The organism is Huijunlia imazamoxiresistens (assembly GCF_037132455.1).
GTDB classification, from domain to species: domain Bacteria; phylum Bacteroidota; class Bacteroidia; order Chitinophagales; family Chitinophagaceae; genus Flavisolibacter; species Flavisolibacter imazamoxiresistens.
Genome location: NZ_JBBBEI010000005.1, coordinates 139,237 through 162,373, shown reverse-complemented (window position 1 = coordinate 162,373; position 23,137 = coordinate 139,237). Strand labels below are relative to the sequence as shown.

The window sequence follows — 23,137 nt, the reverse complement described above, 5'->3', positions numbered from 1 at the left end:
CCTATACTTCTCAAAAAAAGGGCAAATGGGAACCCTATCGTTGCACCGGCCGTTGCAGGGCGCTGGCTGGTGCCGCTTCTCCTTCCAGTATTTTGAGGGCTTCGTCGTCCTGGTACTGGCGGACCAATTCTTTCAGCTTGCCTTTCAGTTCGGCGCTGATCTTACGGTAGGCGGCAGCACCGTACACGTTGCGCACCTCGCTGGCATCTTTGGAAAGGTCGTACAGTTCCCAGGCATTCTTTTCCCCGTAAAAACGAACCAGCTTGTACTTATCCGTACGGACGCCAAAGTGCGGGTACACGTGGTGGGGTTGCGGGAATTCGTAATAGTGGTAGTACACTTCCTTGCGCCAGGGCACAGCGTTCTCTTTGTTCTTTACCAGGGGCAGGAAGGATTTTCCCTGGATCTCTTTGGGCACGGCCAGGCCGGCAATATCCAAAATAGTGGGCGCCCAGTCGATGTTGGCCGTAAACTGTTTGACGGTACTTCCCGGCTTGATGACGCCGGGGTAGCGCATCACAAAGGGCGTGCGCAGCGATTCCTCGTAAATGAAGCGCTTGTCGAACCAGCCGTGCTCGCCTAAATAAAAGCCCTGGTCCGAGGCGTAGATCACCACCGTATTTTTAGCAAGGCCGGTCTTATCCAAATAATCCAGCAGTTGGCCGATGTTGCGGTCGAGCGCCCGGGCTACGGACAGGTAATCCTTGATGTAGCGCTGGTACTTCCAGCGCAGCAGGGCCTCGCCGGTAAACCGGCCCTGGTCAAACTCCCGGCTTACCTTGTTCTCGTAATAATCCGACAGCACCTTCCGTTGTTCGGGTGTCAGCCGCCGGTAGGCAAAATCCTTTTCAAAGTCGGCATGCACCTTCAGGTCTTCTTTCAAGCGCATGGTCTTGTCGATGGTCATGTCCTGGTCCTGGGCGGCCACGCGTCCTTCGAAGCTGTCGTGGAAGTTGGCGGGCAGCGGGAAGTCCTGCTGGTCGTAGGCGCCCAGGTCCTGCAGCGCCGGCAGCCAGGAGCGGTGGGTGGCTTTCTCGCCGACCACCAGGAAGAACGGCTTCTTTTGATCGCGCCCGTCCAGCCACTGCTGCGACAGGGAGGTGATGATATCGGTCACATAGCCGTCGATGCGGACCGTATCCTTGTTGCTGTTGATGAAATCGGGGTTGTAGTAGTGTCCCTGTCCCGGCAACACGTTGTAGTAATCAAAGCCGCGGGGCAGGTTGCCCAGGTGCCACTTCCCGATCCAGGCGGTCTGGTAGCCGCCCTGCTGCAGCAGTTCGGGGAACAGCTGCTGCGCCGTATTGAACTTCTGTTCGTTGACGGTATAGCCGTTGACATGGCTGTACTTGCCGGTGAGCAGGGTGGCCCGGCTGGGACCGCAGATGGAATTGGTGACAAAGGTGTTTTGAAACAGCGCTCCTTCCTTTGCCAGCCGGTCGATGTTGGGCGTTTGCACCAGCTTGCTGCCGTAGGCGCTGATGGCCTGGTAGGCATGGTCGTCGGAAAAAATGAGCACGATATTCGGCCTGTTTGTCTGCCGGCTGCCGCCCTGGGCGAAGGCGGAGCGGATGCCTCCCAGCAGCAATACCGGTAAAAGAAAAGAAAAATAAGAAAGCTTCATGCGTTGCATTTGTTATGGATGACAGAAATTCTAATTGGTATAACCCGGGTTTTGCGTCAGGCTTTTATTGACGTCCAGCTCGCGTTGGGGCAGGGGGAACAGCACGTGGTGCTCCTTGATGCCGGCATTCCCTTTTGCTTTTAAAACAGGCAGCAGCTTGCCGGTACGTACCAGGTCGAACCAGCGGTGGTCCTCAAAGCCGAACTCCCAGCGGCGCTCTTCCAGCAGCGCGTCGGCAAAGGCATCCTTGCCCAGGCCGGACAGGTCCACGGCCGCATTGGCGGTGGTTATGGGTTTTCCGTACGCCCGCCTCCGCACCTTGTTCACCGCTTCGTAGGCCTCCGCGGAAGGACCGCTGATCTCGTTGAGGGCTTCGGCATAGGTCAGCAGCAGGTCGGCATAGCGGATCACGTGGTAGTTCAGGGTGCCTTCGCCCAGGTTGGTGATCGCAGCCCCATCAAAGTATTTATACCAGTGCGGCCGGAAGGTCACGGACCCGGCGCCCGCATCATATTGCGTGAAGAACGTCCGGTCGCGGCGCAGGTCGCCCGGGCGGAAGCTGTTGTAAAATTCCACGGTGGGCACGTCGGCGCTGTTGCCGGCTACCTTGCCGCCGCCGGCCAGGGGAATGGTCGCCCGGGGCAGGAACAGGGCCATCCCGAAGCCATTGCCGGTGCCGGTATTGCCTTTGCACTGCACCGAAAAGAGGGCTTCCTTGTTAAAGCGGTTCTGCGGCGTAAATACGTCGAAATAGCTGTCCAGCAGCCCATAAGCAGCATTATCGAGCACCGCCTTTGATTTGTCCCGGGCCTTTGCATACTCCTTCAGGGTCAGGTACACCTTGGACAGCAAAGCGGTAGCCGAAGCCTGCGTGGCCCTTCCCAGGTTTTTTTGCGTATTGGCCGCATCCAGGTGCTGCTCGCCGGCTTCCAGGTCGCTGATGATCTGCCGGTACACGTCGGCCGCTGCCGCCCGGGGGGTGTTGACGTCGCCGAGCGAGGTCACCTGGTGCAGCACCAGGGGCACATCGCCAAACAGGCGCACCAGGTTAAAATACAGCAGCCCCCGGACAAAGCGGGCTTCCGCCACCAGCCGGTTCTTCTTTTGCTCCTCCATCGCTATGCCGGGGATCTTGTCGATCGCCACGTTGGCATTGGCAATGGTTTTATACAGGTTGGTATAAAGGGTATAGATCCGGTCGTTGACGGGACCGTAGGTGTGGTCGTTCAGGGCGAAGATGAAGGAGTTGGCCACGCCCTGCCCGCATTCGGCATTGTCGGTGGGCAGTTCCGCCAGCATATAGATGCCGCGGAAGTAAATGTTCCACTGGTCGTTCAGGCCGTCGTAGGCGGCCGTCACGGCGGCTTCGGCATCCGCCTCGGTTTTGTAAAAGTTTTCCGCCACCATCAGGGAGGAGGGCTGTTCCTCCAAAAACTTTTTGCAGGAGGAAGCGCCGAGGAGCAGCAGCGCCGACAGCGCCGTCAGTATGTTTCTTTTCATCTGTTTGCTTTTTAGAAAATTTACCCGCTTTGGTTACAGTCCCAGGTTGACGCCGAACTGGATGGTTTTGGCACTGGGATACGAGTCGGAATCGATGCCCCGGAGGATATTGTTTTGCCCCGACTGGTTGGCCTCGGGATCGTAGCCGCTGTAGGGGGTAAGGGTGAATAAATTGGTAGCCGACACATAGACCTTCGCATGGCGGAAGCGGGCGGCCCGCAGCCAGGTTTCCGGGAGGTTGTAGGCCAGCGTGGCCGTTCCCAGGCGGAAGTACGAGCCGTCTTCCAGCAGGGCGTCTGAGAACAGGAAGGAGCGGTTCAGGCTGGCCCTGGGGATGGTGGCCGTGGGGTTGGCCGGCGTCCAGCGGTCCTTTACGCGGGCGGCGCTGTTCTTCTGGCCGGTGGGCAGGTCCAGTTCCGCCCGGGTGCTGTTCAGGATGGTGTTGCCCGATACCCAGTTAAAGGAAAGCGCCAGGTCGAAGTTTTTATAGGAAATGTCGTGCGTCATGCCGCCGAAGAATTTCGGGTCGGCATGACCGATAAAGGTGCGGTCGGTGGCGTCCAGCTTGCCGTCGCCGTTGACGTCCACGTACCTGCGGTCGCCGGGCTGGGCGGTGGGCTGGGCGCTTTTGGCCACTTCCTCCTTGTTTTGAAAAATGCCCGCGCTGCGGTAACCGAAAAAGGAGCTGATCGGCTGGCCCGGTTCGATGACGATGGGGTCGGAGATTTTCAGGTAGCCGTTGATCTCGCCGGTCAGGATCTGGGTCACGGGACCCAGGCTCAGCACCTTGTTGCGGTTGGCGGCAATATTGAAGCTGGTGTTCCATTTGAAGGGCCGGTCCACCACGGTGGCCTGCACGCCCAGCTCCACGCCTTTGTTCTCCACGCTGCCGATATTCTGGAGGGCCGAGGCAAAGCCGGTGGACCAGGGCACGTTCACCCACAGCAGCATATCGGTGGTTTTTTTGTAGTAGCGGTCCAGGGTAACGTTGAGGCGCCCCCGAAAAAAGGAAGCGTCCAGTCCCACGTCCGCCTGGGAGGTGGTTTCCCATTTCAGGTCCTGGTTGGGAATGTTGGAGGGGGCAAAGCCTTTTACGATGTTGTCGCCGATGACATAGCTCATATTGGAGAGGCTGGCCAGCGACTGGTAGCTGTTGATCTCCTGGTTGCCGGTGCGGCCGTAGCTGCCCCGCAGCTTCAGCTCGTGGAACAATCCCAGTTGCTTGACAAAGTCTTCTTCCGACAGCTTCCAGGCAACGGAGCCCGAGGGGAAGTAGCCGTACTTGTTGTTGGCGCCGAACTTGGAGGAGCCGTCCACGCGGCCGGTCAGGGTCAGCAGGTATTTGTTGGCATAGCCGTAGTTGACCCGGCCGATGTAGGACAGCAGGCTCCAGCTGGCGGTGTTGGTGGAAGGGGTGCTGATGATGGCTCCGGAGGCCAGGTTATCCGCTCCCAGCAGGTCGTTGACAAAGCCCGAGGCCCCCGAGGTTTGTGCCTCCCGGGTAAACTTCTGTTCCGACACGCCGGCCAGGGCCGTCAGGGAGTGTTTTTTGAAGGTACGCAGGTAGGTCAGGGTATTCTCGTTCAGCCAGGAAAGCGAGGCCACGGAGCCCACGCGGCCGGTGCCCTGCACGGTGTAGCCCGCCAGGGTGGTGCGGGGCGCGTAGTATTTTTCCTTTTGCTGGAGCACGTCGGCGCCGATGCTGGTGCGGAAGGTCAGGCCGTTGGCGATCCGGAAGTCGGCGAAAATATTCCCGAGGGTGCGGTAGGCGGCCGTTTTGTTGGTCAGCTCGTTGGCCGTGGCCACCGGGTTGCCCATGGGAATGCCGCGGTCGTTTTCCAGCACGTAGGTACCATCCGGGTTGCGTACGGGCAGGATGGGCGAGAACGCCAGGGCGGAGCCCACCACGCCGATGGTGCCTTCGCCCCCGCCGGTGGCACTGAGCACCACGTTGGCGTCGGAGCGGGAAAGCGTGACGCTGGTACCGAAGGTCAGGCGGTCGGTCGCCTTCTTTTCAAAGTTGAAGCGGGCGGCATAGCGCTGGAAGCCGGAGTTGATGACGATGCCCTGCTGGTCGAAGTAGTTCAGCGAAAGGGCGTATTTCGATTGGGCATCGCCGCCGGAGGCCGTCACCTGGTAGTTCTGGACAGGGGCGGTGCGGAACACCTCGTCCTGCCAGTCGGTGCCCTTGCCGAAAGCGGCGATCTGTTGCGGCGTGTATACGGTGGTGCCGTTGGCTTCGTTCACCAGTTGGGCAAACTCCGTGGCATTCAGCAGGGCGAGCTTTTTGGCCACTTTCTGCTGGCCGTAATACGCGTTGACGTCAATTTTGGTAGCGCCTTCCTGTCCTTTCTTCGTGGTGATCAGCACCACGCCGTTGGCGCCCCGCGAGCCGTAGATGGCGGTGGCGGAGGCATCCTTCAGGATCTCGACGGACACGATATCATTGGGGTTGATCAGGGCCAGGGCATTCAGCCTGGGACCAGCGGCCGCCCCGGCGCTGGAGGCGCTGTTGTCGTTGTAAACCGGGAAGCCGTCTATTACATAAAGCGGTTCGCTGCCGGTGTTCACCGAGTTGTTGCCGCGTACGCGGATGCTGGTGGCGCCGCCCGGCTGGTTGGAGGTGGAGGTCACCAGCACGCCCGAAGCCCGTCCCCGCAAGGCATTGTCCAGGGAAGCCACGGGGGTTCGCTTGAACTGGCTTTCCGAAATAGAGGCGATGGAGCCGGTCAGGTCGCTTTTGCGCTGGGTGCCGTAGCCCACCACCACCACGTCGTTGAGCTGGGTGGTGGCCGCCTGCAGGTCGATTTCGATGGTGCCTTGCTGTTGGAGGGTGGCTTCCGTGGTCCGGAAGCCCACGAAGCTGACGATAAAGGTAACCGGGAAGCGCTGGCCGGTGGAAAAGCCAAATACGCCGCGGTCGTTGGTGACCACTTCATGGGTGGTGCCTTTGAGCCGCACGGTGGCCCCTGTCAGGGGCTGGTGGGTCGCCCCGTCCCGGACCACGCCCTGGAGGGCAATGTTTTGGGTTTGCGCGCCGGCTACCTGGGCGAAGGCCAGGAAGAGCAGGATGAAGAAAGCAATATACTTATAAAGGTTTCCCTTGTACGGGAGGTAGGTTTGCGCCATCTTGAATGGGTTAAATAGAATAAATGACAGGTAAGTCCCTTCCCGGCAGGAAGGGGAAGGCGTATTTCCCGGAACAACAGCCCATAGCAGGTAGGGAAGAGCCAACCGCCGGCCTGCCGACTGTATCGGCTGTTGTTCCGGAAAGGGTAACGCCGGCACAGAGGATGCCCTGCCCTGCATGCAACAGGCCGGGTCGCACCTCTTTGGGCGGAAAAAAACTAATTACCGGAACAGCAGCAGTGGGCTAATGAAGGAACAGGAGCTTCTACCGCCATACGGACAGTGCATACAGACAGGATCTTACACATTACAGTACGATTTAGAAATAATGGTTTGGAGCAGTGCTGGCGGTTAACAGTACTCTTCAAATGAACGGGGCAAGCAATAGTCTATTGAAATGGTGGACAAATATAAACGCATTTTGCCGACATAACAAAGTTTAAACTTTATTCCTTGGAAAAGGGGCAACCGGTGCCCTGGCGACGTAAGGTTCCTCCCTAATGTCTTATTATTGTCTGTCCACCCGAACGGACCCATTCTATGCCTGTCAAACTGCTTCTACTCCTGCTTTTCTGTTGCAACCTTGCGCACGGTCAGCTGATTCCTCCTGAGAACTATCAACTTACCCGTGATATCGTGTATAAAAAAGTGGATAACTGGCAAGGGCGCCTGGACCTTTATACCCCGAAAAACAATCACCGGAAAAAACCGCTGGTGATTTTTATTCACGGGGGTGGCTGGGTGCATGGAAAGAAAGAAGAGGAAAAGGACTTCGCTATTTTTTTTGAGAAGGAATTCGTCATTGCCAACGTGGAATACCGGTTGGCCGGCCAGGCACCCGCCCCTTCGGCCATCGAGGATACCCGTTGCGCCCTGGCTTATTTGCTGCAGAAAGCCCACACCTACGGCATTGACCGAAAAAAAATCATCGTCATGGGTGTTTCCGCCGGGGGCCACCTGGCGCTCATGACCGGCCTAACGGCAAGGGATACGCTTTATAGTGCCGGCTGCTTTTCAAAGAACACGCCTTCCTTTTCCATCGCTGCTATTATTGAGCGGGCCGGCCCCGCCGACCTGAACCGGTGGGAAACCATCCGCAAGCCGGGCAAAGCTTCCAGCGCCTGGCTGGGCGGCCGCGAAAACGACACGGCCTTTGTCCACACCTTATCCCCTATTTCTTATGTCCACAAAAATTCGCCACCCGTTTTTATCATGCATGGGGATAAGGACAATACCGTTCCCTACCAACAATCGCTGATCCTGCTGGACCGCCTCCAAAAGGCGGATGTCCCATTCGAACTGCATACTGTAAAAGGTGCCGGCCACTCGGTATCGGAAAAGGATAAGGCCGCCTTGAAAGAGGAGATTTTCCGGTTTTTGAAAAAGCAAAAAATATAGGAGGGACTTTCATCCCTGCCTCTCCGCTTAAGGCATGATCGCGTACCCCGGAATTGTATTCCGGGTAAGTTCAGATCATCCTGCGGAGCAAAGGTCGAAGCGTCCTTTCCCGGAATACAATTCCGGGGTACGTGAACAGGCCGTTTGGGAAAAAAAGCAGAGAAGATGTTCCCGGCCCCCGTGGATAAATCGTTTCTCAATTGGCACAGAATTTTTTATGCCTTTCCCGCAAACAGCGGCTACCCCACCTCCGTGAAAAAGTACCGTAATCCTGTTTGCGGCACCTGACATGAACGTAAATAAAATCACCGACAACAAAGCGGCCTCCGTACAGGAACCGGCACCGACCACGGCCGTTGGAGCGCCCATAGGGGCTGCCCCCGAAACGAATAACAATGAACCTCCGGGGGAACTGGAAGATCCCCGTACCAAATACCCCAGCCCCCCGTTCAAGGAACAACCCCAGCCCTGGCCCGGCCTGGCGGGGAAAATGGACCCCCTGCCCGACCACGGCGAGGAAAGCTATAAAGGCTCCGGCCGCCTGGCCGGCCGGAAAGCCCTCATCACCGGGGGCGATTCGGGCATCGGCCGGGCCGCCGCCATCGCCTTTGCCCGCGAGGGCGCCGACGTGGCCATCAATTACTATCCCACCGAGGAGCCCGACGCACAGGAAGTGATCGCCCTGATCCGGGCCGAGGGAAGAAAAGCCCTGGCCCTTCCCGGCGACCTCCGCGACGAGGCTTTTTGCAAACAACTGGTGACCGATGCCGTACAGGGCCTGGACGGACTGGACATCCTGGTGAGCAATGCCGCCCGCCAGCAGACGAAGCCCTCCATCCTGGACATCTCCACCGAGGACTTCGACGCTACCATGAAAACGAACATTTATGCGCCCTTCTGGATCATCCGGGCGGCGCTGCCCTTTTTAAAGCCCGGATCGGTGATTATCGGCACCACCTCGGTGCAGGCCACCGACCCTTCCCCGGAATTGTACGATTACGCCCAAACGAAAGCCGCCACCACCAACTTCGTGCGGTCGCTGGCCAAACAGCTGGCGTCCAAAGGCATCCGCGTCAACGGCGTGGCGCCGGGCCCCATCTGGACGCCCCTGCAGGTGAGCGGCGGGGCCACCCAGGAAAAGGTCAAAGAGTTTGGCGGCGCTACGCCCCTGGGCCGACCCGGCCAGCCGGCAGAGCTGGCCGCGATCTTCGTACAACTGGCCGCCAACGACAACAGCTATGCCACCGGCCAGATCTACGGAGCCGCCGGCGGTGGCGGCCTGCCCTGATTTTTTTATCAAATAGTCAACAAAAAAGCCCCGGGAGCTTCCGGGGCTTTTTCATGTAGTAAAACAAAAGCTATTGTACTACGAGGCTGTGGCGACGCACCGTATGCACACTGAAATAGCCCAGCGCGCCGCCGGAGATGTTGGTAATCGGGTTGGCGGGCGAAGCGGTCTGGCTCTGCCCCGTGGAGCCCTGCGCCAGCGTCTGCCAGTACTTGTATAAAACCGGGTCGATGCACTGCATCTCGACGGTCAGCGTATCGCCCTTTTCCAGTTCGTCGCCATCGATGTAGAGCGTGGTGGTGTTCCTGCGGCCGTCGGAAAAATCGTCGTTCTCGATAAAGATGCCTTTATCTTTCTTGCCGTTGACGTAGGGAATAAAACGGTAGGCGTTGCCCTTGCCCGTCGAATCCTTGTATATCAGGTTGGGAATCCTGTTTTCCTCACCGAACACGGTGATTTTGGACACATACAGGCTGTCGAGGCCCAATGGCTGCGGCATGCGCACGGCGGAGGTAAACACCTGTCCCCCCACGGCCGCCCGCAGGCTGTAGAGCCGGCCCGGCACGCCCTTCAGGGGGCTGACATATACGCCCGGGCTGCTTTCGGCCAGGGTATGCACGGCGCCGGTTTCGTCGGTGATGACCACCTGGGCGCCGCTGACGCCGCCGAACGTATTGTTCTCGTCGATATTCTTTGTTTGCGTGATCCGCACCTGGCAGGAGCCCGCGCTGTCGGTCAGCTGGCCTTCCACCACGTACTTCTTATCGGCCTCGTTCACCTTTACGTCGATCACCTTTTCGCAGGAAGTGATGATAACGGCCAGCAACAGGGTATAAAGCCAAAAAGCTGTTTGTTTCATGGTCTAGAATTTAAAGTTGTAGGAAATGGAAGGAACGAACTTGAACAGGGCCACCTGTACCGCTTCGGTCCTGGTGGGATCGTCCTCGCTTTCGCGGAAGCTGATGGAATAAGGGTTCTCCTTGCCATAGGCATTGTACAGGCTGAAGGTCAGCTCGGAGGAGAACCTCCCCTTTTTCTTCAGCTGGCAGGTGGCGCCCAGGTCGAGGCGGTGGTAGTTGGGCATACGGTAGCCGTTGCGCTCGGTATAATAAAAGATCACCCGGTCGTCCACCCGGTACTTGCCGGCAGGGAAGGTCACGGCGTCGCCGGTATAATAGATCCAGGTGCCGGACAGGGTCCACTTCTCATTCAGCTTGTACGAACCCACCAGCGCGATGTCGTGGGTGCGGTCCTGGCGGGCATTGAACCAGTTGCCGTTGTTGATGCCGTCGAAGCGGCGCTCGGTCTTGGAAAGCGTATAGCTGATCCAGCCGTTGAAGCGGCCCTCGGTCTTCTTCAGCAGCCATTCAATGCCGTAAGCACGGCCCTTGCCGAACAGCAGCTGCGACTCGATGGCGTCATTGGAGTACACCTCGGCGCCGTTGCGGTAGTCGATCTGGTTCTGCATGTCCTTGTAGTAGGCTTCCACCGTCAGCTCGTAGCGGCCGCCCGCAAGGTTGCGGTAATATCCGGCCGACACCTGGTCGGACAGCTCGGGCTTTATGAGGTTGGAAGAAGCCACCCATTTGTCCGTGGGGCTGGTGGTGGTGGAGTTGGAGATCAGGTGCAGGTTCTGCACGTTGCGCACGTAGGAGGCCTTGAGCGAGGCGGCATTCGACAGCTGGTAGCTGGCAGCCACCCGGGGCTCGGGGTTGACGTAGGTTTGGACGAAGGCGCCGCTTTTGTAGCTAAACGTATCCACCACCTTGCCGTCGGGGTTCAGGCCGTAAAAGTTACCCTTGCCCAGCACGCTGAAGGCGGTCAGGCGCAGGCCGTACGACAGGCTGAAGCGGTCCGATGCCTTGAAGGTGTTCGACACGTAGGCCGCGTTTTCCCAGGAGAAGCGCCGCTGCAGGCTGAAGTCGCGGATATCGGGGTTTTCGGTGGAGCTCACCTCGCCGGGGCGGATGATGTGGTAGATGGAATTCACGCCAAAGCGCACGGTATTGCGGTTGTTGAGGTACCACTGGTAGTCCTGCTTCAGGTTGACGTCGCGGATCTGCGAAAAGATGCCGAAGTCGTCGGCTTCCTGCTTGATGCTGATCTTGTAGTTGTAGTTGGAAAAAATCAGGGAGGTGTTGACGAACAGGCGGCTGTTGAAGATATGGTTCCACCGCAGGGTGCCGGTGCCGTTGCCCCAGTTGATGCCAAAGCGGTTCTGGAAGCCCAGCACATCGCGTCCGAAATAACCCGAAAGGTGGAGGTGGTCCTTGTTGCCCAGCTTGTAGTTCAGCTTGGCGTTGAGGTCGTAGAAGTACAGCTGGTTGTTGTTCACGCTGCTGTCGGGGGAGAGTTTCAAAAAAAGGTCGGCATAGGTGCGGCGCCCCGACACCAGGAAGGATGATTTGTCTTTTTTCAGGGGGCCTTCCACGTTCACCTTGGAGGAGATGAGGCCGATGCCGCCGCTGACGGCATAGTCCTGGTTGTTGCCCTCGTTCATTTTGATGTCGAGCACGGAGGACAGGCGGCCGCCGTACTGGGCGGGCATGCCGCCTTTATAGACGGTAATGTCGCGGATGGCGTCGGAGTTGAAGGTGGAGAAAAAGCCCAGCAGGTGGGAAGCATTGTAGACCGGGGCCTCGTCGAGCAGGATGAGGTTCTGGTCGGCGGCGCCGCCGCGGACGAAAAAGCCGCTGCTGCCTTCGCCCGAGGCCTTGATGCCGGGCAGCAGCTGGATGGTCTTCAGCACATCGCGTTCGCCCAGCAGCACCGGCAGGCTTTTGATGGCCTCCACGCTGAGGCGCTCGGCGCCCATCTGCGGGCTGGCCAGGCTGCGCGAGCCCGAGCGGGCCAGCACCACCACGTCCTGCAGCTGCTCTTCCTTGCCGGCCAGGGCTATATCCTGGGCGCGGTTCTGGTCCACCGCCACCTGCAGGGTGGTTTCGGCAAAGCCCACGGCGCTGTAGGCCAGGGTGTAAGAGCCTTTGGAAAGGGTGAGCGAATAAAAGCCGTATTCGTTACTGGCGGTGCCCTCGGCGCCGCCTACTACCCGTACGGAAACGCCGGACAGGCGCTCGCCGGTTTTGCGGGCGGTCACGGTGCCGCTGACGGTGTAGCGCTCCTGGGCCGCGGCGGAAAAGGCGGTGCACAGGAAGAGGAAGAGCAAGCCCAGGAATTGCAGTCGAACAGCAGGAATCCTGTTACCGGAAGAAGGTCGTTGCCGCTCCCGGGCAGGCTGTTGGAATGGGATCATCAAAAATGTGTTTTAGAGGTGCGCAAAAGTAACGGGAGGAACAGCGGCCCCGTTTATATTATTATGTGAAACAATTATAAAATTGTGGCAACGGCAAGAAAAAAGCCCCGGCAGGTAGCGGAGCTTTCAAAAATGGTTGCATGGGTGCCGGGCGGGCTAGCTTCCCACCACCTCTTCGGCCGTGGCGCCGGTCATCTGGCGGACCACGCTGGAGAGGATGCGTTCGAGCTTCAGCAGCAGCATTTCCAGTTCGCCGCCCTTGCTGCCTTCCTGCGCCAGCTCTTCCACGCGGCGGAGGTCGCCTTTCAGCGCCACGATGCCCATGTTGTCCACCGAAGGCTTGATGCGGTGCGCCAGGGCCTTTACCTGTTTGAGGTCGTCTTGCAGGTAAGCCTCGCGGAGGCCGGTAAGGGTGGCGGGCACTTCGCGGATAAAGACCTCCTGCATTTTGCGGACAAACTCTTCGTTGCCCCGGCTGAGGGTGCGCAGGTGCGCCAGGTTGAAGAGGGGGTGCTGGAGACCGGCCGGCTGGGCGGCGGTCTCTTCCAGGATCAGCGGCAACTCCCCTTCATGCCCCACCCATTTGGCGATCAGGTGCAGCAGGTCCTCCGCCTCGAAGGGCTTGGACAGGTAGCCGTTCATGCCGGCCTGCAGGCATTTTTCCATTTCGCCGCTGATGGCGTTGGCCGTCAGGGCAATGATGGGGATGGTGGCATTGACCGACTCGCGGATCAGGAAGGTGGCTTCCAGGCCGTCCATTTCGGGCATCTGCACATCCATCAGCACCAGGTCGAAGGGACCGCCATAGCGCAGGCGGTCGATGGCTTCCAGGCCGTTGACGGCTTCGGCCACCTGCACGCCGTAGTGGTGCAGCATGGCGTTCACCACCATGCGGTTCATCTGGTTGTCCTCGGCCAGCAGGATCCGCTTGCCGCGCAGCAGGCCGATGTCGATGATCTTCTCTTCCTTGCGGGGCAGGTCGGCCTCCGTACCCTTGCGGAACGCCAGCCGCAGGGTGACGTTGGTGCCCGCATTCTTTTTACTGGACACCTCGATGGTGCCCTTCATCATCTCCACCAGTTCTTTGGTGATGGTCATGCCCAGGCCGGTGCCCCCGTAGCGGCGGGCCACGTTCTCGTCTTCCTGGGTGAACTTTTCAAACAGCGACCGCAGGTAGCCCTCGTCCATGCCGATGCCGGTATCGGTTACCTGCAGCAGCAGGCTCTGGCCGCCGTTTTCCTCGCTGAGCACGCGGCAGCTCAGGTGCACACTGCCCTTTTCGGTAAACTTGACGGCATTGCTCAGCAGGTTCATGAGGATCTGGTTCAGGCGGTAGGGGTCGCCCAGCAGCACCTTTTCGATCCGCTCGTCGATGCTGACGGAAAAGCCCAGCCCCTTGCCTTCGGCCTTGTAGCGGAACGAAAAAATGGCCTGTTCCAACTGGCTGCGCAGGTCGAAGCCGATGGTTTCCAGCGACACCTTGCCGGCATGGATCTTTGAAAAATCCAGGATATCGTTGATGATCACCAGCAGGTTCCGGGCCGCGTGGTGGATGGTCTTGAGGTACATGCGCTGCTCCTCGTCGAGGGAGGTTTTCTGCAGCAGTTGCAGCATGCCGAGCACCGCGTTCATGGGCGTGCGGATCTCGTGGCTCATGTTGGCCAGAAAGTTCTCTTTTGCCCGCACCGAATCCTGGGCCGCCTTGCTGGCATCGCGGAGCTTTTTCTCCAGCACCTTTTGCTCGGTGATGTTGAGGAATACGGTGATGGCGCCGATGATAACGCCTTCGTCGCTGTAGAGGGGAGCGCCGCTGACCATCCACCACCGGGTGTCGCCCTGCTTGTGCACCACGGCCACCTCGTAGGAGCCGGAGATGCCGCGGCGGCGTTTTTCCATTTCCTCGCGGGCCGCGGGGCGGTGCGCTTCGTGGAACAGCAGGTCCTGCACCACGGCGCCCTGCAGCTCGTCGGACGAATAGCCGCTCATGGCGCAGAACTGCTGGTTGACAAAGCGGATGCGGCCGTCCAGGTCCATTTCGGCCAGCCCCAGGTGTACGTTGGCGATGATACTGCGGTAGCGCTCCTCGCGCTTAATCAATTTTACTTCCTGTTCTTTTTCCACCGTAATGTCTTCCACCACGGTAAAATACTGGGTTACTTCGCCGAAGCCGTTCTGGATCGGCTGGCCGTTGCAGCGGGCCCAGAAGCGGCTGCCGTCGCGGCGGTACTGGATCACCTCGCCGTAGTAGGGCTTGCCCTCGCTGAAGCGTTGCTGCATCTTTTCCAGGGTTTCGTCGCAGGTATTGGGACCGCAGCACAGGAGGAACAGGTTTTTGCCCAGGGCTTCGCTTTCCGAATAACCCGTCAGCTTGGAAAAGCCTTCGTTGGCCCAGGAGATGTTGCCGTCGGTGCCGGTGAAGATCACGCCGTTGGCATTGGCGCTGGCTACCAGCGACAGCCACTGCATTTCTTCAAACACCTTGCGTTCCTGGGTGATGTCCTTGCCGTAGATGTTGATGAAGTCGTTTTTGGCGTTGGGGCTGCACATGAACAGGTAGAGCCGGTCATTACAGCTCACTTCCAGCTGCCAGTCCGACTTTTTGTGCTGCACGAATTTGGCGATCAGCGCCCAGAGCCGGTGGGCAGGGTAATAGTTCGCGCCGAAGTAGAAATCGTGCAGGAAGGTGGCCGAAACGTTTTTGGCGATCACCTCGCCCTCGAAATTGATCCGGATGAGGGGCTCGGGATACTGCACGGCAAACAGGGCCAGGGACTTGATGTCGGCGGTCTGCCGCTCCAGCTCCTGGTCGAACTGGTGGCGCAGCCGCTCCAGCTCGTTGCAGGCCTGCTGCCATTCGGAGGTACGGTCGGCCAGCCGGTGTTCGGCCTCCTGCCGTGCCTGCCGCTCCTGCCGGAGCTGCTGCTGCAGCGCTTCTATATGAAGATCAGGGGTCATGCTAAAGGAATGGGATAATTGCGGATACTGCAGGCTTGCCTATTGTTCACTTGCCGCCGGTTGCAGCGTTTTTCGTTTCGCCTTTTCCCAGGTCACTTGCTGTTCGGAAAAAGCGTAGCGGCAGATGCCTGCCAGCACGGCGTAGTTCATCACGCAGAAATAGTAGGGAATAAACAGGGCCTTTACCCTTAGGTTGCGCTTTTCGAACAGCCAGCCGGCAGCGGCCAGCCCGTAGAACAACCCCTGCCCTGCCAGCAGCAGGCTGTAAAACAGCGGGGCGCCCTGCGCCACGATCAGCCCGTTCAGCACAAAAGCCAGCAGCAGCAGGAAGGGCGTCACCGTCCAGCGCAGCACCCGGTGGCTGATGTATTGAAAGCTCAGCACGGGCTGGCGGAAGGGGTTCAGCAGGCTGTTCAGGCGCAGCACCGACTGGATGCCGCCGGCGGCAATGCGGACCTTCCGCTTCAGCTCCTCGGAAACGTTGTCCGAGGGGGTTTCCAGGGCATAAGCTTCCGGCTCGTATACGATGCGGTAGCCTTTTTCGGCGATGCGCAGCGAAATCATGAAGTCGTCCAGCACCGTGTCGGGCGGAACGGGAATGTAGAGGGCCGTGCGGATGCTGAACAGCTCGCCGGCGGCGCCTACCACCGAATACAGCTCGCTGTCCCACTTCTTCAGCAGGGATTCATACTTCCAGTAAAAGCCCTCGCCGGCAGTGGCATCGGCGGAAGCATCGATCTTCACCCGCTTTTCCCCGGCCACGGCACCCACCGAAGCATCGGCATAGTGGCGGGCGATCTGCACCAGCGCTTCCTCATTCAGGAAGGTATTGGCATCGGTAAAAATGGTGATCTCGGAATCCACCTGCTGCATAGCCCGGTGCATGGCGTGGATCTTCCCGCGGCGTTCGGGGCTGTGCAGCAGTTTCAAGGCGGGGTAGCGCTGCACGATCTGCGGCGAGTGATCCGAGGAGCCGTCGGTTACAAACACGATGGAGAGGCGGCCGGCAGGATACTGCAAGGCCAGGGTATTGGCGATCTTTTCTTCCAGGATGGGCGCTTCGTTATACACTGCCACGATGAGGGTGCAGGTGGGCAGGGCGGCGGCATCCGGGGGCGTGCGGCGGCCCCGGACCCGGCGCCGGATCGTTACCAGCAGGAACAACAGCAGGCCATAGCCCATAAAGGTGTAGAAGACAATAAAGAGCGAAAGCCAGAAAGCGCTGATCATAGAATCGAATTATATTGTTGGCAGTTAGGGCAGCAACCGTGGAATCGGACCAAAAAAAGGGAATAAAGCGCAATATTATTCGATAACGGTTAAACAAACAAAACACCCCTTCCACATTTCATTACCTATTAATACGTAGTAACATTTTAGTAATTTTCACCATCGGCTCACCCCTCTTCGCCGAAAATTCTTGCAGGATAACGGCATTCGGCTTAATATCGCCCCCCGTTGGCCGGAACCGGCCCGCTGCTCATTTTAACTTATCCCCGCTATGTCGTTGATTCAAAAGGTAAAATCCAATCCCGGCCTGAAAAAACTGGCGCACTGGTGCCTGATCCCCCGGCACCAGGCCCGGCCCCGCTTATGGGTACGCTACCTGCTCAACCCGTTTTTTCATAAAAAAGGAAAAGGCGCCGTGGTCTGCCGCCGTACCCGGATGGACGTACTGCCCTTCAACCACTTCAGCATGGGCGATTACAGCACGGTGGAGGACTTTGCCACGGTGAACAACGGCGTGGGCGCGGTGTCGATCGGCGACCATTCGCGCATCGGGCTGGGCAATGTAATCATCGGCCCCGTCCGCATCGGCAACCATGTGATCCTGGCCCAGAACATCGTGATGAGCGGGTTGAACCATGTTTATGAAAACGTGGCCGTCCCCATCCACCAGCAACCGGTGACCACCGCCCCTATCACCATTGAAGACAACTGCTGGATCGGCGCCAACGCGGTCATCACTGCCGGCGTCACCATCGGCCGGCATTCGGTAGTGGCGGCCGGCGCCGTCGTTACCAAAAGCATCCCGCCCTACAGCGTGGCGGTGGGCAACCCCGCCCGCGTGATCAAAAAATACAATGACGCCACTGGACAGTGGGACCGCATCTGACCCTTCCTTCACCTTATACCCTGACTGCATGAACCAATCGCCCAAGGTTTCCATCATCACCGTCAACTATAACGGCACCGACGTAACGGCCGCCCTGCTGCGCTCGCTGCAGCAACTCACCTACCCTTCCTGGGAAGTAGTAGTTGTGGACAACGGCTCCCGGGTTCCCTGCCGGAGCCTGGCCGCGGAATTTCCCTGGATCAAATACGTGGAAGCCGGCGCCAACCTGGGCTTTGCCGGCGGCAACAACCTCGGACAGGAAGCCGCCGACGGCGACTACATCTTACTGCTGAACAACGATACCGAAGTGGACCCGGGCTTCCTGGAACCGCTGGTGGCCCGCCTGCAGGGCGACAAAAGCATCGGCGTGGTCTCGCCCAAGCTCCTGTACTTCGACGAGCCGCAAACCCTCCAGTTTGCCGGCTTTACCCCCATCCACCCGGTGACGGGCCGCGGCTTTTGCATCGGCAACCTCGAAAAGGACAACGGGCAGTACGATACCGCGGCGCCCACCTCGCGGGCCCATGGAGCGGCCATGATGTACCCGCGCCGGGTGCTGGACCAGGTAGGGCCGATGGCGGAACTGTACTTCCTGTACTACGAGGAAATGGATTATTGCGAACAGATTAAGCGGGCCGGTTATTCCATCTGGTACGAGCCGGCCAGCCGGGTATGGCACAAGGAGTCCATGAGCACCGGCAAAAACTCGCCCCTGAAAACCTATTACTACAGCCGCAACCGCCTGCTGTACCTGCGCCGCAATACGTTTGGCCGTCACCGGCTGCCGATGCTGGGCTATTACTACGGCGTTGCCGTTCCCAAAAACCTGCTGCAGCACCTGGCCGGCAGGGAATGGAGCCACCTGGCCGCCTTTTGGAAAGGCCTGGTCTGGAACTTCCGGAACGGGAAAACGGACCGGCACGACAAGAACTGAGCCGGAAGCCGGGCAGCCCCGAACACATCGTAAAATTTACAATTAGATCATGAAAAAATAATTCCGCTGGCATACTGTTTCCGCCCCCTTTCCGTAGTTGTATGAAAATTTTCTCTTACATATAAAAATTTACAAAAATAAATAAGGGTTTTCCTATAGAGTTTCTATAAAAAAACAAATAACACTGCAAAAAAACACCTAGTGCCCCCTTACCTTCGCGCCCAAACAAGCCCATCTATTAAACTTGTTCTAGTAAGTTTATGAGAAAATTAATTGTTCCGGCATTACTCAGCATGGCATGTCTGGCTGCATGCAAAAAGAAAGGCATTTCAGAAGAGTCCATTAGCGCAGCAAATTTAGAACAACCGGCTCCCGAGGGTTTCAACTTCGTTACCTCCAAGGGCATTTCCCTGGATGTGAAGTTGCAGACCAACGACAACCAGCCCATCACCGGCATCCCGGTGGATGTTTACGCCTCTACCAACCTCGAATCGCCCTTGTTCCGGGCCGTTACCGATGCCGAAGGCAGAATTACCGGCACCATCAATGCACCGGCTTATGTGGATACCCTGATCATTGACCCCGCTTACGTGGGTCTGAACCGCAACGCGGTGGCCGTATTGAAGAACAATTCCGTTACCGGTGTGATCGGCGGCCGCGCCGGCATCAGCGGCGACTTCATTGCCACCCTCCCCGCCAGCACCGACCAGGTATCCTTTACGGCTTCCGCCGCCCGTACCACGGCTGCTACCGTGTACACCTTCCCTGCTTACAACGCCCTGGGTAAGCCCACCGTACTGGAAACCCCGGACGTGGTGAGCGCCAGCCTGCTGAGCAGGATCAATACCTCCCTGCCCGAAGCCAAGCCCGTTTCCGCCCACCACCCCAACTACCTGGATGACCGCAACGAAACCAGCCTGAACCTGGTGAAGCAGTCCGATGTATGGGTAACGTTTATCCACGAAGGCGCCTCCTTTACCAACACCCTGGCTTATTATACCTACCCCACCCACCAACCGCCCCAGACGGCTGCCGATATCGACACCATCCGGATCGTTTTTCCGAACGCCTCCCTGCTGAACTCCGGCGGCGAACTGACCGTGGGTACCAAGGTGAAACTGGGTCGTTTCCCCGCCGGCACCTCCATTGGCTTTGTCGTGCTGATGAACGCCTGGAGAACCTCTACGGGCCTGGTGAACACCACCGTTTCCAAATGGTTCTCGGATGATGTCCTGAACGTGGAAGCCAACCCTGCCCTGAAGCGCCACGCCCTGCTGCTGGAAGACAAGGACACCAAAGTATTCGTACAGGGTTTTGAAGACAAGAGCCGTTCGGCTACCGTCAGCCCTTCGGACCACGACTTCAACGACCTGATGTTCTATGCCACCTCCAACCCCGTGGACGGTATCTCCCCGGATGGCGTTCCGCCCACCGGCACCCCCACCGATTGCGATAAGGACGGCGTTCCCGACCACCTGGACAAGTTCCCCTGCGACCCGGATCGTGCCTACATCACCTACTTCCCCACCCAGTATACCTGGGGCACCCATGCCTTCGAAGACCTGTGGCCCTATGCCGGTGACTACGACCTGAACGACCTGGTGCTGGGTTACCACTATACCATGATCAACAACGCCAGCAACAGCACCGTGGAAATGTACGGCAAATACGCCATCCGCGGCGTGGGCGCCACCTTCAAAAACGGCCTCGGCGTTCAGCTGCCGGTAGCCGCCAACCAGGTAAGCTCCATCACCGGACAGCGCTTCCTGGGTTCGTATGTTACCCGCAACGCCAACGGTACCGAAGCCGGCCAGTCGCAGGCGGTATTCTTCCCCTTCGACCATACCGGGGCCCTGATCAACCCGGCCACTTATGTGAATAACCTGAACAACGGCAAGCGTACCGTGCAAAGCGATACCGCCAACGTGTTCATCTCCTTCGCCTCGCCGGTCACCCAGGCCGAACTGGGCAGCCAGGCGCCGTTCAACCCCTTCGTGGTGATTGACCAGCAGCGCGGCCGCGAGGTGCACTTCCCGGGTTACCACCCCACCGACAAAGCCGATACCCGCCTGCTGGGCAGCGGCCACGACAGGACCAACCCGGCCACCAACAAGTACTATGTGACCGCCAACAACTGGCCCTGGGGCATCAACTTCGTGGAAACCTTCGACTACCCCACGGAAAAGAGCCATATCGGCACTGTATATACGCACTTCCTGTCGTGGGTAGCTTCGGGCGGCACGCTGTATGCCGACTGGTACAAGCCCCTTCCGGGATACCGCAACGAGTCGCTGATCTACAAACGCAACTAATGCGCTCCGCATCCGAAATAATAAAAAAGCCGCTTTCTTCCGAAAGCGGCTTTTTTATTGCCGGTGCGACAGCGCTCCTATTCCTTTATCACCAGGCGGCTCAGTACCGGGTTGTTATTTTCGGTTACCGTCAGGGCATAAACGCCCCTCGACAGCCGGCTCATATCCAGGGCGCCCGCGCCGCCGGTCACCAGCAGCTCCAGCATCTTTTCGCCCCGCATGTTGGTGAGCACGCACCGCAGCTGCCCGCTGCCCGTGCCGCGGATGAACAGCCGGTCGCGGACCGGGTTGGGATAAGCCGTCACCTGTTCGGCAGCGGCTTCCTGCGGGCTTTGAAGCGCCTCCGACCTTACCCGGGGCGAATTGCCCGGCCCCCCGCTACCGCCCAGCGGCACCACGAACTGCGGCGTTTCGGTAACGGTCAGCCATAAACGCCCCGCCTTGGTAGGCACCCGCCGCCCCTGCATGTCGGCCGCGCCCACCACCGGCTTATAGATGATGGCCGAGTCGGCATTGCCCAGGTCCAGCTCGTATACCGCCGTCCGCCCCACCTCATCCGGCACTACCAGGGCGTACATGGTTTTGCCTTCCCCCTCGTAGCGGTCCACGTAAGGGTTGCTCTTGAGGGTCTTTACAAAGGTGTAGTTGCCGAACAGCTTGCCGGTCTGGTACAGGAAGTCCGCTGCCGGCTTGCGGGTGAAATCGCTTTTATTGATCAGGCCCATCGAGGCAAACTTTACCGAACTCGTTACATTGAAATCATACACCTGGTAATGGTAAGCCATCTGCAGGCCTTCCCGGGCATACATCAGGGCCGAACGCAGCGTCCAGTCCGCCTGGGTTTCCAGCACCGTCCGGTTGCCTACCGCGATGGCGCGGAACACGCTGTTGGGATGAACATCGTAGCCCAGCTCGGTGATCCAGACCGGCAGGTTGTCGGCATACAGGTGCGCCGCCTGTACAAACTGCTGCGCCAGCTTCATCCCCACCGACAGCTCCGGGGCCACGCCCCGGGTAGCTACCGCGCCGGTTTCGTAATTCTGGTTGCTGGCGTAGTAGTGGTAGTTGATCACGTCGAAGCACAGGTCCACCGAGCCGTCCGGCTTCAGCCCCCGGAACTCCCGGCACCAGTCGATGATGGCCCGGAAATAGTCGGGCGAGCCCGAGGCAATGCCGGTCATCACCACCTGCATGGTGGGGTCGGCGGTCTTTACCCCGGCATTGGCACCCAGCTTTCCCTTGTGCCCGTCGTAGAAAGCCGAGAGGTTGGCGGCGTACTCGCGGGCCGAGAGGTAGGCCTTGCGGCCCCTCCAGTTCTTGTCCACCTCGTTGCCGCACTCGATGTAGCGCACCAGGCCCAGGCCGATCTTCTTGGTATTGACCAGCTGGCCCGTCCATTGGGGCACCGAGTAAACGCTGACCAGGGAAGGGTCGACGGCCTTGTTGCGGCCGTAGCGGGCGGCAAACTGGAAGCCCAGCCGGGCCATTTCGGTATAAGAAGCGGGTTGGGTGAGGTCGCTTCCGTAGCGGGCGGGGTTGTTGTCCTTGGCACGAAGGGTTTCGGGATAGGTTTCCACGATCCAGGGGGGCAGGTTCTGGAAGGTGGCCAGCAGCTCGATGCCTTCTTCCTGCAGGCGCTGGTACATGGTATCGAGGCACCAGCCGCCGCCGGCCTGGGGACTGAAGTAGTAGCGACCCTCCACGGGTTCCATCTTTTCCCAGTCAATGTACTGGCGCAGGGCGGAAAAGCTTTTCAGGGCGTTCATCTTGTGCGGCTCCACGTTGTAGGGCTTGTAGCCGTCGAGCAGGTCCCAGGCAAAGCCGTTGATGCCGAACTGGGCCTTCAAAGGCAGGCGGGGCGGCTGGGGAACAGGGGATTTGGCCACCGGCGGGGTATAAGTGCCGTACAGTTCTATTTCGCCGGGAAAGTTGTTGCCGTTGATCAGCAGCATCAGGTAGCGGATATTGGTTACCGGTGTTTTGAGCCGGAAGGTTTTTTGCTTGTCGGGGTAAGGGCCCACCCAGGAATTGTAGTATAGGCCTTCAAAGGTCGCCACCAGCGTCTTTTCCCACTTGTCGTTGAGGGCATAAAGGTACATTGGGGCGCCGGTAAAGATGCCCTCCTTATCGTACATCCGCACGCTGTCGATGGTCATCGCCTCGCCCTGGAGCACGGGGTAATACGCCTCGTACGGATTCAGGATCTTGTTCCAGCCGGTAAAGGCCACGGAGCTTTTGTCGCCGTCAAACAACTTGTTGAGGCTGCCGGTCGTAAAGTTGACCTGGTACCACCGGGCGCCATCAACCGGGATCTTCATTCTGCCGGAAGACTGGGACAGGCCGCAAGCATGCAGGAATAAGAGCAGGAAGGTGAGAAATGGTACTTTCATAAGAATGATTTTACAGGCACAAAGGATTTTCCCGGCCTCTTCACCGTTTTTCATGTGCACAAAGTAAACCGTTCTTCGAAACCAGGCATAAAGGGTTGGAATGCTTCGCTTTGGACAAAAGCGAGGATTGCTTTCAGGGAGACGGGGTGCGTCGGCCACACATGCCTTGGATGCGTAAACACACGGGCGGGAAAGAAGGATGTTTCCCTGCGGCAGGGAGGAAAGGGAGGTCAGTTTC

Annotated in this window: 13 protein-coding genes; 5 read left to right on the top strand and 8 right to left on the bottom strand. The window is 58.9% G+C overall.

Annotated features, from left to right (window positions below):
• Positions 1-34 precede the first annotated feature (34 nt).
• The 3 genes from V9K67_RS08080 to V9K67_RS08070 are packed head-to-tail and all read right to left on the bottom strand — an operon-like array spanning position 35 to position 6,253.
• A complete protein-coding gene (locus V9K67_RS08080; RefSeq protein WP_336721350.1) occupies positions 35-1,624 on the bottom strand; it encodes a sulfatase family protein in 1,590 nt (529 codons plus the stop codon).
• 30 nt (positions 1,625-1,654) lie between these two features.
• Complete coding sequence (locus tag V9K67_RS08075; RefSeq protein ID WP_336721349.1) at positions 1,655-3,124, bottom strand: RagB/SusD family nutrient uptake outer membrane protein; 1,470 nt, start codon at positions 3,122-3,124, stop codon at positions 1,655-1,657.
• A 33-nt stretch (positions 3,125-3,157) separates the two neighbouring features.
• Complete coding sequence (locus tag V9K67_RS08070; RefSeq protein WP_336721347.1) at positions 3,158-6,253, bottom strand: SusC/RagA family TonB-linked outer membrane protein; 3,096 nt, start codon at positions 6,251-6,253, stop codon at positions 3,158-3,160.
• A 540-nt stretch (positions 6,254-6,793) separates the two neighbouring features.
• Between V9K67_RS08070 and V9K67_RS08065 the strand changes: the two genes are divergently transcribed.
• A complete protein-coding gene (locus tag V9K67_RS08065; protein WP_336721346.1) occupies positions 6,794-7,651 on the top strand; it encodes an alpha/beta fold hydrolase in 858 nt (285 codons plus the stop codon).
• Positions 7,652-7,940: 289 nt separating this feature from the next.
• On the top strand, positions 7,941-8,939 hold the full coding sequence (locus tag V9K67_RS08060; protein ID WP_336721344.1) for an SDR family oxidoreductase: 999 nt from the start codon (positions 7,941-7,943) through the stop codon (positions 8,937-8,939).
• A 70-nt stretch (positions 8,940-9,009) separates the two neighbouring features.
• On the opposite strand, the gene V9K67_RS08055 is transcribed toward V9K67_RS08060, so the two are convergent.
• The 4 genes from V9K67_RS08055 to V9K67_RS08040 all read right to left on the bottom strand — a co-directional run bounded on the left by V9K67_RS08055 (position 9,010) and on the right by V9K67_RS08040 (position 16,377).
• Positions 9,010-9,798, bottom strand: a complete 789-nt coding sequence (locus V9K67_RS08055; RefSeq protein ID WP_336721342.1) for a DUF4249 domain-containing protein — start codon at positions 9,796-9,798, stop codon at positions 9,010-9,012.
• 3 nt (positions 9,799-9,801) lie between these two features.
• Entirely contained in the window at positions 9,802-12,192 is a 2,391-nt protein-coding gene (locus V9K67_RS08050; RefSeq protein ID WP_336721340.1) for a TonB-dependent receptor, read from the bottom strand.
• A gap of 156 nt (positions 12,193-12,348) precedes the next feature.
• The gene (locus V9K67_RS08045) at positions 12,349-15,147 is read right to left on the bottom strand and encodes a PAS domain S-box protein (protein WP_336721339.1); all 2,799 of its coding nucleotides are present in this window, start codon (positions 15,145-15,147) and stop codon (positions 12,349-12,351) included.
• 39 nt (positions 15,148-15,186) lie between these two features.
• A complete protein-coding gene (locus V9K67_RS08040; RefSeq protein WP_336721338.1) occupies positions 15,187-16,377 on the bottom strand; it encodes a glycosyltransferase family 2 protein in 1,191 nt (396 codons plus the stop codon).
• 271 nt (positions 16,378-16,648) lie between these two features.
• On the opposite strand from V9K67_RS08040, the gene V9K67_RS08035 reads away from it, so the two are divergent.
• From V9K67_RS08035 to V9K67_RS08025, 3 genes are all read left to right on the top strand, one after another.
• On the top strand, positions 16,649-17,263 hold the full coding sequence (locus V9K67_RS08035) for an acyltransferase (RefSeq protein WP_336721337.1): 615 nt from the start codon (positions 16,649-16,651) through the stop codon (positions 17,261-17,263).
• A 28-nt stretch (positions 17,264-17,291) separates the two neighbouring features.
• Positions 17,292-18,197 (top strand): glycosyltransferase family 2 protein, encoded by a 906-nt coding sequence (locus tag V9K67_RS08030; protein WP_336721336.1) that lies wholly within the window; start codon positions 17,292-17,294, stop codon positions 18,195-18,197.
• 260 nt (positions 18,198-18,457) lie between these two features.
• Entirely contained in the window at positions 18,458-20,509 is a 2,052-nt protein-coding gene (locus V9K67_RS08025; protein ID WP_336721334.1) for an LruC domain-containing protein, read from the top strand.
• A 77-nt stretch (positions 20,510-20,586) separates the two neighbouring features.
• Here the strand turns inward: V9K67_RS08025 and V9K67_RS08020 are convergent, their stop codons facing one another.
• Positions 20,587-22,899 carry a T9SS type A sorting domain-containing protein gene (locus tag V9K67_RS08020; RefSeq protein ID WP_336721332.1) on the bottom strand — a complete coding sequence of 771 codons (2,313 nt, stop codon included), beginning with the start codon at positions 22,897-22,899 and terminating at the stop codon, positions 20,587-20,589.
• Between the last annotated feature and the right edge of the window lie 238 nt (positions 22,900-23,137).